Below are 15022 nucleotides of genomic sequence, written 5' to 3' on the forward strand. Positions count from 1 at the left end.
ACAGGCAGCGATGCGACGCTCCGTAAAGGCCGGCGTCCCTCAACTCTGCCTGCCGTGCGGCTTGCCTGCATACGTTCTGCTGGCCTCAGATTACCAAGTTTTGCCTATGTTAAACTGGAACTGCTCCGATTTATCCCCATCGTATTTCTTGATCGGCTGGGCATAAGAGAAGACCAAAGGCCCCAGTGGAGACATCCACTGCAACGCAATACCACTGGATATGCGGAAATTACCCGGTTTGCTGTAATCCGGCACGCCCGCGGCAATCGAGGCCGGGGTATTTTCCCAATGGGTATCCCACACCGTACCACCATCGACGAACAAGGAAGTACGCACGGAGTTAGCATATTTTTCGCTGATGAACGGCGTAGGCACAATCAGTTCGGCGCTCAGCACCATCACCGCGTTACCGCCCACTGCATCATCAAGATTGTCCTTATCGATCGGACAACCGGCATAGGACGACTCCGTACCGCTACATTTGTAGTAGGCGGCCTTCGGACCGATGGTATTCGACTGGAAACCACGAACCGAGCTTGAACCACCGGCGTAGAAGTTGTCGTAGAACGGCATCTCCTTACCGCCGAGACCATCGCCATAACCCAGACGAGAGCGGCCCATCAGCACCCAGTTACGATTTTCGGTCAGCGGCAGATAGCTGGTCGAATCCAGAGTGACTTTATAGTACTCGTTGTCCGAACCCGGAATCGTCACCTTACCGTTCAGCGTCACGCGGCTACCCGACGTCGGGAAATACCCCCGGTCCAGGTTGTTGTATGTCCAACCCTGCGTCAGGAAGAAGTCATCTGCTGAGAAGTCCGCGCTGTCGGAGCTACCGCTCACAACGCCCGGTTCAACACCGGATTTATAGAGATAGCGCCACATCGCGACCTGCGGTTCCATATCGGACAGGTCGTTGTGCACGTAGTCGAGGCCCAGACGCAACGAGTTGTTCTCGTTAATCGGGAAGCCCAGCGTCGTGCCCGCGCCATAGCTGCGGTTGGTGTAGTCGGACAAATCGGCGTCATACGCCTTAAAATCGTTATAGAAGACACGACCGCCCAGGCTGACTCCGTCCACCGTAAAGTACGGGTCGGTCATCGACAGTTCGATATAGGTCTGGTAATCGTTCTTCGTTCCGGTGATCCCAACAGAGTTCCCCGTACCCAGCCAGTTGTCCTGCTGGACCCCAGCCTGGAAACTCACGCCGCTTTCAGTACCGAAACCGATACCAAAGTTCAGACTACCGGTATTACGTTCTTTCACCTTGTAGACCACATCGACCTGATCCGGCGTGCCGGGAACGCGCTGCGTTTCCGTATCCACGCTTTCAAAGTATCCGAGGCGATTCAGACGCTCTTTACCCTGGTCGACCAAATCATTGCCGAGCCAGCCGCCTTCCATCTGGCGCATCTCACGACGCAACACGGAGTCTTTAGAGGTGTCGTTGCCTTCAAAACGAATACGACGAACGGAGAAGCGGTTACCCGCGTCCACGCTGATGTTAAGGCGTACCGTCTTATCAGCATCGTTGATTTCCGGCTGCGTGATTACGCGCGGATAGGCGTAGCCATAACGGCCCAGCAGTTTCTTGATGCTTTCTTCCATCCGGGTCACTTTCGTGCCGTTGTACAGCTCGCCCGGCTGGATTTTGGTCAGCCCTTCGATTTCAGCGGAGTGCCCGGCCAAATTGCCGCGGACATCGACGCCAGAGAGTTTGTACTGTTCGCCTTCCGTCAGGTTGATGGTGATATAAATGCCTTTTTTATCCGGCGTCAGACTCACCTGAGTGGAATCGATATTGAAACGCGCATAGCCGCGATCGAGGTAGAAGCTGCGCAGCGTTTCGAGGTCGCCGGACAGTTTCTGCTTCTGATATTTACGGTCACCCACCACGTTCCACCAGGGCACCTCGTCGCGCAACTGGAAGCGCGAAATCAGCTCATCGCTGCTGAACGCTTTGTTGCCAACGATGTTGATCTGTTGGATTTTGGCGGAGACGCCTTCGGTGAAGACCAGCTTGAGATCGACACGATTACGCGGCAGCGGCGTGACCACGGCTTTCACCGTGGCGCTGTATTTACCGACGCTGTAGTAGAAGTCTTCCAACCCCTTTTCGATGTTGGAAATCATCGTACGGTCAAGCGCTTCCCCCACGCGAACGCCGGATGCTTCCAGGTTCTCTTTCAGCATGTCCTCCTTCACCGACTTGTTGCCGGAGAAGGTGATGCTGGCGATGGTGGGACGTTCTTTCACCTGCACGAGCAGCGTATTGCCATCCCGCAGTACTCGAACATCTTCGAAGTTTCCGGTCGCAAATAAAGCACGGATAATATTCCCGATATCTTCATCGCTGACGTTATCTCCAACACGGACTGGCATGCTGAGCAATGCCGCACCGACGGCAACCCGTTGCAGGCCCTCGAAATGAATGTCTTTCACTACGAATCCGTCTGCACCGTATACGGTGGCGCTACTGAACAGTAGCGACGCTAAGAGCAACTTTTTAATCGCCATCGTTGTTATGCGTTTTTCCTAACTTAATCCACACCTTAAAGGCGGGAGAAATCATTGAAAAGTGCGAGTCCCATTAACATCATCAGCAGCACTGTGCCGATGCGATAACTGAAGTCCTGCACACGCTCGGAAACCGGCCCACCTTTCAGCTTTTCTATCGCCAGAAAGAGCAGGTGACCACCATCTAGTACCGGCAGCGGGAACAGATTGATGATCCCCAGATTGACGCTTATCAGTGCCAAAAACATCAGGTAATAAATCAATCCATAATCAGCTGACATTCCTGCACCCTGAGCGATGGATATCGGCCCGCTCAGGTTATTCAGCTTAACGTCGCCAGCAATCAGTTTCCCTATCATGCCAACTGTCAACTTCATCAACTGCCACGTTTTGTCAGTGGCTTCGTAAACAGCGCTGAACGGTCCGTACTGGCGAACGGTTCTATACTCTTCAGGCAGCGGCGTCACGCGCGGGATAACGCCGGCAAACCCTTCGATTTTGTCTTTTCCTACCGTTTTGCTGTCGGGGATCAGGGTGGTTGTCACCGTTTCCCCTTCCCGTTCCACCGACAACTCGACGCGCTCACCGGGGTGTTCGCGGACGGCAATGACAAACTGTTGCCAACGCGACAACAGTTGACCATCGACTTTAACGATCCTGTCCCCAGCTTGCAAACCCGCTTTTTCAGCGGCTGAATGGGGCTGAATTCCGGCCAACACCGCTTCAACCTGCGGCCCGCGGGGCACAATGCCCAGAGAAACCGCGGGATCCTGCTTATCCGGTTCAAAACTCCAGCTGCGCAGATCCAGTTTTTTCTGTTCGATAAGCGAAGACCCGAGCGGGGCCGTGCCTATCGTCATCGCGGCGTCGCCAATCTTACTGATAAACGCAAGACGAACACTGTCCCAATCAGGCGTTTCGATACCGTCAATTGACTTTAGTTCCATCCCCGGCGAAATTTGCGCCTGCGCGGCAATCGAGTCGGGTAAAACTTCGCCAACCACCGGACGCACGCCAGGAACGCCAAGAATAAAGACCAGCCAATAAGCGAAAACGGCAAAGATGAAGTTGGCAATAGGACCCGCGCTGACAATGGCCGCGCGCTGCCAGACGGTCTTGCGGTCAAATGCCTGACCGGCCAATTCAGGTGGAATCTCCGCCACCCGACCATCGAGCATTTTGACATAGCCGCCCAGCGGGATGAGTGCGATGACGTATTCGGTGCCCTGACGATCGCGACGTCGCCATAGCGCCTTTCCGAAGCCGATAGAAAAACGCTCCACCCGGACGCCGCACCGACGGGCGACCCAGAAGTGGCCGAATTCATGAACCGTTATCAACACACCAAGGGCGACGATAAATGCGGCCAGACTCCAGAGAATATTCATCATAAACAGGCTCTACCGGTATTCCTAAACAGCGTTGAACAGTAACAGCATCAGGCAGGAAAACACAGGCACCGCCGCCGTAAGACTATCAATGCGATCCATCACCCCGCCGTGACCGGGAATAAGATGACTACTGTCTTTAACGCCCGCTTCGCGTTTGAACATGCTTTCGGTCAGATCGCCCAATACGGAAGCCAGCACGGCGACAATTGAGCAGATCAGAAGGATATGACCCGAGCTTGTCAGCGGAACAAAATGATTAAAAACAACGGAAATCAGCGCGGAGCTCGCCAGCCCGCCGATCAGTCCTTCCCAGGTTTTTCCCGGAGAGATTTTCGGCGCCAGCTTATGTCGGCCAAAGAGCTTACCGAAGGCGTAAGCGCCGCTGTCGGCGCCCCACACCAGCAGCATGACATACAGCAACCACCAGGCGCCGGTAAATGAGTTGGCTTCATAGCCCAACTGACGCAGCGTCACCATGCCCCAGAAGAACGGGATGATGGTCAGCATGCCGGCGACCAGCCGCAGTATGCGCGAATGCCGCCAGGCGAGAGCCGATGCCGGGTAGGACAACACCATCACCAGCGCCACGCACCACCAGACGACAGAGGACCACAGCGACGCTGATACCTGCACCACATGCACCGAGCGTTGGTAAGCCGGTATCGTCAACATCATGACGGCCAGCAGCAGCCCAAAGAGCAACGCCAGCCAGATACGTTGACTGTATGAAACGAATCCAGCCAGCTGTCCCCACTCCCAGGCAGCCAGCATGCAAACAGCCAACGTCACCAAAGAGAATCCCAGCAGCGGCAGGAAAAAGAGCGCGGCAATAACAGCAGGAATAAGAATTAAAGCAGTAATCAAGCGATACTTCAGCAAAAGGTCCCCCTAGGATGCAACGACATCGTTAGGCGTGGTTCCTCCGAAGCGACGCTCTCGTTGAGCAAAAGCATTCAGCGCACCTTCAAAGACTTCTTCATCAAAATCGGGCCAGAGGACATCAGTGAAATACAACTCAGCATAGGCTATTTGCCACAATAAAAAGTTGCTGATGCGATGTTCTCCGCCCGTTCTTATTACTAAATCGACCGGCGCCTGCTCGTTAAGGCAGGTGTACTGGCACAGGGTGGCTTCATCAATGGTATCGGGACGCAGCGCACCTTCCTGTACCTGCTCGGCGATTTGTCGGACTCCCTGAATGATATCCCAACGGCCGCCATAATTCGCAGCAATATTCAGGGTAAGGCCGGTATTATTCGCTGTCAGCTCTTCCGAAAGACGGATTCGCTCCTGCAAACGTGAACTAAAACGACGGGTATCCCCGATAATGCGCAGCCGGACATTGTGTTTGTGCAAGCTTTTCACTTCGCCGTCCAGCGCTCGCATGAATAGCTGCATCAACGCAGATACTTCTTGGGGCGGACGACTCCAGTTCTCGCTGCTGAACGCATAGAGCGTTAAGGCATTCAACTGATGACGGGCGGCAAAACTGACTGCCCGGCGAACGGATTTCACTCCCGCCTGATGGCCGAAAACGCGTAGTTTACCCCGCTGCTTCGCCCAACGCCCGTTACCATCCATGATGATGGCGACATGACGAGGACTGCATAACTGCTGGCTTTGGCTGCCTTGTTGATTTTTGGAGGGCATAGCGTGTACTGATTTCCTCAAGCAAGAATATCGATAGGTTCTTTCAGTCATCGGACCTGGCAGCGCAAAAAAAGCCGTGAACGTACACAGCTTATCGTTACCGTTGGCTTATCGCGTAAACAGCCTACACCTAGCGGCGCAGACTATACCATTTCAAAACACCTGCCACAAACGCGCACCCCCGCCCCATCAGCGGTAATGATGCAGTTCCTGTCGTGCCTGTATCCTTGCCCAGCGGTCGATAGCTAGTACATCGTCTACACTGTCGGGCTCCGGTAGTACCAATTGATCCAGTACCTGCCGGTTGACCTGCGCGATGTCCGTAAAACGGATAGCCGACTGAAGAAAAGCCTCGACGGCAACCTCATTGGCGGCATTTAATGCCGTTGTCGCCGCCTGTCCGTGGTTACAGGCTTCTATCGCCAGCGTGAGACAAGGATAACGCTGATAATCCGGAGCCGAAAAGGTCAACGCGCCCAGCTGGCAAAAATCCAGTTTCGGTACCCCAGAGGCGACGCGTGCCGGATAGGCCATCGCGTGCGCAATCGGCGTACGCATATCTGGAGATCCCAACTGCGCCAATACGCTGCCGTCCCGATAACGCACCATGGAATGGATGACCGACTGAGGGTGAATCACCACTTCCATCTGTTCATCCGATGCTTTAAACAGCCAGCGGGCTTCGATGTATTCCAGACCTTTGTTCATCATGGTCGCAGAATCCACGGAAATTTTACGCCCCATCGACCAGTTGGGATGAGCGCAAGCCTGATCGGGCGTCATCGCCCTCAGGTCCGCCAGCGCGGTATCACGGAAAGGCCCACCTGAACCGGTAAGGACAATCTGTTCAACGCCGTAATCCATAAGGCCAGCGTACCCCAGCTGATGCTGAATTTGCTCAGGTAAACTCTGAAAAATAGCATTATGTTCGCTGTCGATAGGCAGTAGTTGGGCTCGGTTAGCCGCAACTTCACGCATAAACAGGTGACCACAAGTGACAAGCGATTCTTTATTCGCCAATAGTACCTGCTTACCTGCGCGAATCGCCGCCAGCGTCGGCAACAGTCCGGCCGCGCCCACAATGGCCGCCATAACCTGGTCGACGCCATCCAATCCGGCCAACTCGCAGGCACCCTGCTCGCCGCACAGCACCTCGGTTTTACAGCGCTGCTCTTTCAACTGCCGACGCAATTCGCTTGCGCTGTCTTCATCCGCCATCGCAGCAAATTCAGGGCGAAATTCCAGACATTGTTCTACCATTCGCGGCACATTCCGCCCGGCGACCAGCGCTTTGACCGAAAAATCGTTTGGATTCGCCCTGACCACAGCCAGCGTACTCACGCCGATCGAACCCGTTGAACCCAAAATTGTCAGCTTCTTCATAGGAATGCTCTAATACGTACAGCGGTTGATTGTCAGATGTGGCAGCAGGCGGGAGTTCGACTCTTCCATTGCTGTCGGCAATGCCGGTTGAGCCGGTATAGATACCGCCAAACCTGAATCAAGGAAGCATAAAAAATAAAGCGCCGCGAGAGGGAGGAATAAACCTTCACCTACTGGCGGCGCTGTCCTGACTGATGGATTTAGAAGTCCATCAGTTCCTTTTCTTTATCAGCCAGCGCGGCGTCGATTTTCTTGATAAAGCTGTCGGTCAGCTTCTGAATATCGTCCTGAGCGCGGCGTTCTTCGTCTTCGCTGATGGTTTTGTCTTTCAACTGCGCCTTCAGCTTGTCGTTCGCGTCACGGCGCACGTTACGAACGGAGACTCGCCCCTGCTCGGCTTCGCCGCGGACCACTTTGATCAGGTCTTTACGGCGCTCTTCAGTCAGCGCAGGCAGCGGTACACGAATGACCGTCCCCGCGGACATCGGGTTCAGACCGAGATCGGACGCCATAATCGCTTTTTCTACGGCCGCGCTCAGAGAGCGGTCAAAGACCGTCACAGCCAGCGTACGGGCATCTTCCGCAACTACGTTGGCGACCTGACGCAGCGGCGTTGCGCTACCGTAATATTCCACATGAATGCCGTCCAGTAGGCTGGGAGAAGCCCGTCCGGTACGGACTTTGCTGATTTGGTTTTTGAAAACCTCTACGCATTTTTCCATGCGAGTATCAGCATCTTTTCTGATTTCATTAATCACGTTGTGAACCCTTGAAAACTGGTTGCCTGTCAGATCACGCCGCAGCATGATCCAGTGAATAATTTATGCCAGCCGTAGCGGGCAGCGATAGCGCTATCTTGTATCGCCGAAGCAGGATATTACCCTACTTTGACGTTAGCCGTTATTACTGATCAACGTGCCTTCTTTTTCACCCATCACCACACGACGCAGCGCGCCGGGCTTGTTCATATTGAACACGCGGATCGGCAGGTTGTGGTCTCGCGCCAGCGTAAATGCAGCAAGATCCATCACCTTCAGTTCACGTTCAAGCACATCCTGGTAGTCCAGCGTTTCGTACAACGTCGCATTCGGATCTTTTACCGGATCGGCAGAGTAAACGCCATCGACTTTAGTCGCCTTTAAAACCACGTCGGCTTCGATCTCGATGCCGCGCAAACACGCTGCGGAGTCAGTGGTGAAGAAAGGGTTGCCGGTGCCGGCCGAGAAAATCACGACGCGGTTATTGCGCAGCAGGCTGATAGCCTCCGCCCAACTGTAGTTATCGCATACGCCGTTCAGCGGGATCGCCGACATCAGTCGAGCATTGACGTATGCGCGGTGCAAGGCATCACGCATCGCCAGACCGTTCATTACCGTCGCCAGCATCCCCATGTGGTCGCCCACAACACGGTTCATTCCCGCCTTGGCGAGCCCAGCGCCGCGAAACAAGTTGCCGCCGCCGATAACCACACCGACCTGAATGCCCAGCTCAACCAGTTCTTTCACTTCCTGAGCCATGCGATCCAGAATGCTAGCATCAATACCGAAACCGTCCGCGCCTTGCAGGGCTTCGCCGCTCAGCTTGAGCAGGATACGTTGATATACGGGTTTTGCGTTGGTTGCCATGGTGTTTTGTCCTAACAGGCTGTCGTCGTATTGGGGATGGTTACACTGCTTACACCCGGTTTCGCAGAATAGCGAGTTACCCGATGTCATGAACTCTTTGGCTGGATAAAAAGGAACCGCCAACCGGCGGCTCCTCTTTTTTCTTAAGACTGCTTGCTCATTGCTGCAACTTCAGCAGCAAAGTCAACTTCAGCTTTCTCAATACCTTCACCGACTTCATAACGAATGAAGCTGGTGACGTCTGCGTTGTGCTCTTTCAGCAGCTGGCCGACGGTTTTGCTCGGGTCCATCACGAAGTGCTGGCCGGACAGAGAGATTTCGCCGGTGAATTTACGCATACGGCCTTCGACCATTTTTTCTGCGATTTCACGCGGTTTGCCGGACTGCATGGCGATATCCAGCTGGATCTGGTGCTCGCGGGCAACAACGTCAGCCGGAACATCTTCAGCTTTCACGTATTCAGGCTTGCTGGCGGCGATGTGCATGGCGATGTGCTTGATCAGCTCTTCGTCTGCGCCCGTCGCGGCAACCATAACGCCGATACGCGCGCCGTGCAGGTAAGAACCCAGCGCTTCGCCGGACAGTACGGAGATACGACGGATGTTGATGTTTTCACCGATTTTAGCCACCAGCGCAGTACGCTGATCTTCAAATTTGGCTTTCAGCGCTTCAACGTCGGTAATGCGATCGTTCAGAGCGGCGTTAGCGACTTCTTCACCGAACGCTTTAAAACCGGCATCTTTGGCAACAAAGTCAGTTTCACAGTTCAGTTCAGCGATGACGCCGTATTTGCCGTCTTCAGCAATCTTGGTCAGGATGATACCTTCAGCAGCAACACGACCCGCTTTCTTGGCAGCTTTGGCCTGGCCAGACTTACGCATGTTGTCGATGGCCAGCTCAATGTCGCCATTCGCTTCAACCAGCGCTTTTTTACATTCCATCATGCCTGCGCCAGTACGTTCGCGCAGTTCTTTTACCAGGGCAGCGGTAATTTCAGCCATTATCTTTTCCTCGTTATCTCATGGGGGAGATAAGTAAAAGGGGGCCTTTACAGGCCCCCTAACCAACATATATCAATACCTGGTTAATAAGGGCTCGACAGAGCCAGCCTTATTATTCAGCTTCGACGAAGCTCTCTTCAGCCTGCTCAACCAGGTCCTGAGAACGGCCTTCGCGCACTGCTGCGGCAACGGCATTCAGGTACAGGCTAACGGCGCGGATGGCGTCATCGTTACCAGGGATAATGTAGTCAACGCCATCGGGATCGGAGTTGGTATCAACGATTGAGAATACCGGGATACCCAGGTTGTTAGCTTCTTTGATCGCAATGTGTTCGTGATCGGCGTCGATCACAAACAGCGCGTCAGGCAGACCGCCCATGTCTTTGATACCGCCCAGGCTGTTTTCCAGCTTGTCCAGTTCACGAGTACGAACCAGGCTTCTTTCTTGGTCAGCTTATCGAAAGTGCCGTCCTGAGACTGCGTTTCCAGATCTTTCAAACGTTTGATGGACTGACGAACGGTTTTCCAGTTAGTCAGCATGCCGCCCAGCCAGCGATGGTTCACGAAGAACTGATCGCAGTTGGTGGCAGCTTCTTTTATCGCTTCGCTTGCTGCGCGTTTGGTACCAACGAACAGGATTTTGCCTTTGCGAGAAGAGATTTTGCTCAGCTCAGCCAGTGCGTCGTTGAACATCGGTACGGTTTTTTCAAGGTTGATGATGTGAACTTTGTTACGAGCACCGAAGATGAAGGGCTTCATTTTCGGGTTCCAGTAACGGGTCTGGTGACCAAAGTGTACGCCAGCCTTGAGCATGTCGCGCATGGAAACAGTTGCCATGATTACCTCTATAAATTAAGTATGGGGTTATGCCTCCACGTGTCCCATTACGCCGACCCCGCAGCATGCTGCAGAGCACCCCGGCAAATGTGCCGACACGTGTGTGTTATTTACACATAGTGAGTATTTAGTCACCCGACGGCGAGATCAAAGTTTGGAATTCAAAGTCCGATCGCAACCCAGCCGGATCACCGGCGCGCTTTATACCATAAACAGCCCCCTGACACCAACTTTACTTACGCTTTCACGCCCGCGCGCCAATGATGATTTGGCAGGCCTTTGCAGGGCTGATACCATAAGTCACTCTTTGCTGACCCTATTTTCGTTAGGAACATTCACACCTGCGGACACACTCAATGGCTATTTCTATTAAAACTCCGGAAGATATTGAAAAAATGCGCGTAGCTGGGCGACTGGCGGCTGAAGTGCTTGAAATCATCGAGCCTCACGTCGTACCGGGAGTCACTACGGGTGAACTGGATCGCATTTGTCACGATCACATCACCAACAAGCAGCATGCGATTTCAGCCTGTCTGGGTTACCACGGCTTCCCCAAGTCGGTGTGCATCTCCATCAATGAAGTCATCTGCCACGGCATTCCTTCCGATGAAAAACATCTTAAAGACGGCGACATCGTCAATATTGACGTAACTGTTATCAAGGATGGTTTCCACGGCGATACCTCAAAAATGTTCATCGTCGGCAAACCCACGATTCTGGGCGAGCGTCTGTGTCGCGTCACGCAAGACAGCCTGTACCTGGGAATCAAAATGGTAAAACCCGGTATTCGTCTGCGTTCGATCGGCAAAGCCATTCAGCAGTTTGTTGAGGCACAGGATTTCTCCGTGGTGCGCGAATATTGCGGACACGGTATCGGCACTGGCTTCCACGAGGAACCGCAGGTTCTGCATTATGATGCAGACGATGGCGGCGTCGTACTGAAGCCCGGCATGGCGTTCACCATTGAACCCATGGTTAATGCCGGCGATTTCCGCATTCGCACCATGAAAGACGGTTGGACGGTGAAAACCAAAGATCGCAGCTTGTCGGCGCAATACGAGCATACTATTGTGGTGACCGAGGACGGATGCGAAATAATGACGTTGCGTAAGGATGACACCATCCCAAAAATCATCACGCATCAGGAATAAACCGCTGCCGGCAATCGCCGGCTTTTTTATGGGCGCCGTACATGAACGAAATCGATCAGGACCTGCCGCATATCTCCCCCGGGGCGCCGACGCTGGCCCACCCTGCCCCCCAATCTCCGCTGACATTCAGCGACGACATGCTGGAACGGCAAACGCTGAAACAGCACCTTGAACAGTTCCAGATATGGCTGACGAGCGAGTTCAAGTCAGGCGTCAGCGCGGAAACCTTGATCGACGCCCGTACGCAATTCATCGACCGCTTGCTGCAACGGCTGTGGCATTTCTACCAATTGGACAGCACTGAGCAGACGGCCTTGGTCGCCGTCGGCGGCTACGGACGCGGAGAATTGCATCCGCTTTCCGATATCGACCTGCTCGTTCTGAGCCGTGACGGATTTGACGAAGCGCAGTCGCAGGCCGTCAGCCAGTTGATCACCCTGCTTTGGGATCTACGTCTGGAGGTGGGCCACAGCGTACGAACGCTGGATGAATGTCTGGAGGAAGGTCGGGCTGATATTTCCGTAGCGACCAACCTTATCGAATCCCGCATGATCTGCGGCGACGTCGCCCTGTTTCTTTCATTGCAGAAACACATCTTCAGCGACGACTTCTGGCCATCAGCTTCGTTCTTCGCCGCCAAAGTCGCCGAACAGCGCGTACGTCATCAGCGCTATCACGGCACCAGCTACAATCTCGAGCCGGATATCAAAAGCAGCCCCGGCGGCCTGCGCGATATTCACACGCTGCTTTGGGTCGCGCGTCGCCACTTCGGCGCAACGTCCCTGAATGAAATGGTCGGCTTCGGGTTCCTGACGGAGGCCGAACGCAACGAACTGAACGAATGCCAAAGCTTCCTGTGGCGCATCCGTTTCGCCCTGCACTCTCTGCTGAGCCGCTACGACAACCGATTGCTGTTTGACCGCCAGCTTAACGTGGCGCAACTGTTGCAATATCAGGGTGAGGGGAATGCGCCCGTCGAACGCATGATGAAAGACTTCTTTCGCGTCACGCGACGGGTTTACGAGCTTAATCAGATGCTGCTTCAACTGTTTGATGAAGCCATTCTCGCCCTTGATCCACATGAAAAACCGCGCATGCTGGACGACGAATTTCAGCTACGCGGCACGCTTATTGATCTGCAGGATGAAACCCTGTTCGACCGCAAGCCCGAAGCCATCATGCGCATGTTCTATGCCATGGTGCGCCACACGGAAATCAGCGGTATTTACTCCACGACCCTGCGTCGTCTGCGCTACGCCCGCCGTCACCTCGCCAGCCCATTATGCACCATCCCGGAAGCCCGTAGCCTGTTCATGAACATTCTGCGCCATCCGCGCGCGGTCAGTCAGGCGCTGTTGCCTATGCACCGGCATAGCGTGCTGTGGGCCTACATGCCGCAGTGGAGCAATATCGTCGGCCAGATGCAGTTCGATTTGTTCCACGCTTATACCGTGGACGAACACACGATTCGCGTTTTGCTCAAGCTGGAAAGCTTTGCCGATGAATCCACGCTGGAAGAACATCCGTTATGCGTCAAACTTTACCCCCGTTTGCCGCAGCCCGAGCTGCTGTTGCTGGCCGCGCTGTTCCACGATATCGCCAAGGGCCGCGGCGGCGATCACTCGGAGCTGGGCGCGAAAGATGCGCTGGAGTTCGCCGCCTTGCATGGCCTGAACCTGCGCGAAGCGCAGCTGGTTTCCTGGCTGGTGCGCTGTCATCTGATGATGTCGGTCACCGCCCAGCGCCGCGATATCCAGGATCCGGCGGTCATTCAGCAGTTCGCCGAGGAGGTACAGAGCGAAACTCGGTTGCGCTACCTGATTAATTTGACCGTCGCCGATATCTGCGCCACTAACGAAACGCTGTGGAATAGCTGGAAACAAAGCCTGTTGCACGAGTTGTATTTCGCTACCGAAAAACAGCTGCGACGCGGCATGCAACACTCACCCGACCTTCGGAAACGGGTACGACATCATCGTCAGCAGGCGCTGGCGCTGCTACGTATGGACAACATCGACGAAACTGCGCTGAATCGTATTTGGAGCCGCTGCCGCGCCGACTATTTCCTACGTCACACGCCCAATCAGCTGGCCTGGCATGCCCTCCACCTGGTGAATCACGATCCCGGCAAACCGCTGGTGCTCATCGGCGACGACACCACGCGCGGCGGCACGGAAATCTTTATCTGGAGTCCCGATCGCCCTTATCTGTTCGCCACCGTAGCGGGCGAGCTAGATCGCCGCAATCTAAACGTTCACGATGCGCAGATTTTCACCAGCCGTGACGGCATGGCGATGGATACCTTCATCGTGCTGGAGCCGGAGGGCACCCCGGTCGCGCAGGATCGTCACAACATGATTCGTCTGGCGATTGAACAAGCGCTGACGCAGAAGGATTACCACACTCCCCGCATCCGTCGCACATCGTCCAAACTCCGCCATTTCAGCGTCCAGACCGAAGTCAGCTTTCTGCCGACGACGCATACCGATCGCCGCAGCTATATGGAGTTGGTCGCCCTTGACCAACCCGGCCTGTTGGCTCAGGTCGGCGAGGTCTTCGCGGAACTGCATATATCACTGCACGGCGCTCGTATTTCCACCATCGGCGAACGCGTTGAGGATTTATTTATTCTGGCGGACAACGATCGGCGGGCGTTAGGCCCTGAATTGCAGCTTAAATTGCAACAACGGTTGACAGAGGCCCTTAACCCAAACGATAAAGTAGGCTTGTGTTAATTAATTATTACCTTGGTAATCACGAGATAGAGAGTCAGGATGCAACAATTACAAAACGTCATCGAAACAGCCTTCGAACGCCGCGCAGAAATTACGCCGGCTAATGCAGATACCGTCACGCGTGAAGCGGTCAACCAGGCTATCAGCCTGCTGGACAGCGGCGTGCTGCGCGTCGCTGAGAAAATCGACGGTCAGTGGGTCACTCATCAGTGGTTGAAGAAAGCCGTACTGCTTTCCTTCCGTATCAATGAAAACCGCATCATCGATGGCAACGAAACACGTTACTACGACAAAGTGCCGATGAAATTCGCCGACTACGATGAAGCGCGCTTCCAGCGCGAAGGTTTCCGCGTCGCACCGCCGGCCAGCGTTCGTCAGGGCGCTTTTATCGCGCGTAATACCGTCCTGATGCCTTCCTACGTCAACATCGGCGCCTATGTCGATGAAGGCACGATGGTTGATACCTGGGTTACCGTGGGCTCTTGCGCGCAGATCGGTAAAAACGTCCATCTGTCCGGCGGCGTCGGCATCGGCGGCGTTCTGGAGCCGTTGCAGGCCAACCCGACCATCATTGAAGACAACTGCTTTATCGGCGCACGTTCCGAAGTGGTTGAAGGCGTGATCGTTGAAGAAGGTTCCGTCATTTCGATGGGCGTATTCATCAGCCAGAGCACCCGCATTTATGACCGTGAAACCGGCGAAGTCCACTTCGGTCGCGTCCCGGCAGGCTCA

11 protein-coding genes and 1 pseudogene are annotated in these 15022 nt (G+C 54.6%); 3 read left to right on the forward strand and 9 right to left on the reverse strand.

Annotated elements, in window-relative coordinates; translation table 11 throughout:
* Positions 1-90 precede the first annotated feature (90 nt).
* The 9 genes and pseudogenes from bamA to rpsB form a co-directional block, all read right to left on the reverse strand.
* On the reverse strand, positions 91-2517 hold the full coding sequence (gene bamA, locus AU511_RS06815) for an outer membrane protein assembly factor BamA (protein WP_094109203.1): 2427 nt from the start codon (positions 2515-2517) through the stop codon (positions 91-93).
* Between the two features lie 35 nt (positions 2518-2552).
* The gene (gene rseP, locus AU511_RS06820; protein WP_094109204.1) at positions 2553-3908 is read right to left on the reverse strand and encodes a sigma E protease regulator RseP; all 1356 of its coding nucleotides are present in this window, start codon (positions 3906-3908) and stop codon (positions 2553-2555) included.
* 21 nt (positions 3909-3929) lie between these two features.
* The gene (cdsA, locus tag AU511_RS06825; protein ID WP_094100881.1) at positions 3930-4787 is read right to left on the reverse strand and encodes a phosphatidate cytidylyltransferase; all 858 of its coding nucleotides are present in this window, start codon (positions 4785-4787) and stop codon (positions 3930-3932) included.
* A 9-nt stretch (positions 4788-4796) separates the two neighbouring features.
* Entirely contained in the window at positions 4797-5558 is a 762-nt protein-coding gene (ispU, locus tag AU511_RS06830) for a (2E,6E)-farnesyl-diphosphate-specific ditrans,polycis-undecaprenyl-diphosphate synthase (protein WP_094100882.1), read from the reverse strand.
* Positions 5559-5747: 189 nt separating this feature from the next.
* A complete protein-coding gene (gene ispC, locus AU511_RS06835; protein WP_094109205.1) occupies positions 5748-6941 on the reverse strand; it encodes a 1-deoxy-D-xylulose-5-phosphate reductoisomerase in 1194 nt (397 codons plus the stop codon).
* Between the two features lie 200 nt (positions 6942-7141).
* Entirely contained in the window at positions 7142-7699 is a 558-nt protein-coding gene (frr, locus tag AU511_RS06840) for a ribosome recycling factor (RefSeq protein ID WP_026738762.1), read from the reverse strand.
* Positions 7700-7834: 135 nt separating this feature from the next.
* Positions 7835-8566: a UMP kinase gene (gene pyrH, locus AU511_RS06845; RefSeq protein WP_026738761.1), complete on the reverse strand. Its 732-nt coding sequence runs from the start codon at positions 8564-8566 to the stop codon at positions 7835-7837.
* 143 nt (positions 8567-8709) lie between these two features.
* On the reverse strand, positions 8710-9567 hold the full coding sequence (gene tsf / locus AU511_RS06850; RefSeq protein ID WP_094100884.1) for a translation elongation factor Ts: 858 nt from the start codon (positions 9565-9567) through the stop codon (positions 8710-8712).
* Positions 9568-9679: 112 nt separating this feature from the next.
* Positions 9680-10404: pseudogene (gene rpsB / locus AU511_RS06855) on the reverse strand (30S ribosomal protein S2).
* 356 nt (positions 10405-10760) lie between these two features.
* On the opposite strand from rpsB, the gene map reads away from it, so the two are divergent.
* The 3 genes from map to dapD all read left to right on the forward strand — a co-directional run.
* Positions 10761-11555 (forward strand): type I methionyl aminopeptidase, encoded by a 795-nt coding sequence (gene map / locus AU511_RS06860; protein WP_026738758.1) that lies wholly within the window; start codon positions 10761-10763, stop codon positions 11553-11555.
* A 41-nt stretch (positions 11556-11596) separates the two neighbouring features.
* Entirely contained in the window at positions 11597-14290 is a 2694-nt protein-coding gene (gene glnD / locus AU511_RS06865) for a bifunctional uridylyltransferase/uridylyl-removing protein GlnD (protein WP_094109206.1), read from the forward strand.
* Between the two features lie 39 nt (positions 14291-14329).
* Positions 14330-15022, forward strand: a 693-nt coding sequence (gene dapD, locus AU511_RS06870) for a 2,3,4,5-tetrahydropyridine-2,6-dicarboxylate N-succinyltransferase (protein WP_094109207.1), incomplete at its 3' end; no start/stop codon positions are given.

Source organism: Lonsdalea iberica (genome assembly GCF_002111585.1).
Taxonomy (GTDB): Bacteria; Pseudomonadota; Gammaproteobacteria; order Enterobacterales; family Enterobacteriaceae; genus Lonsdalea; species Lonsdalea iberica.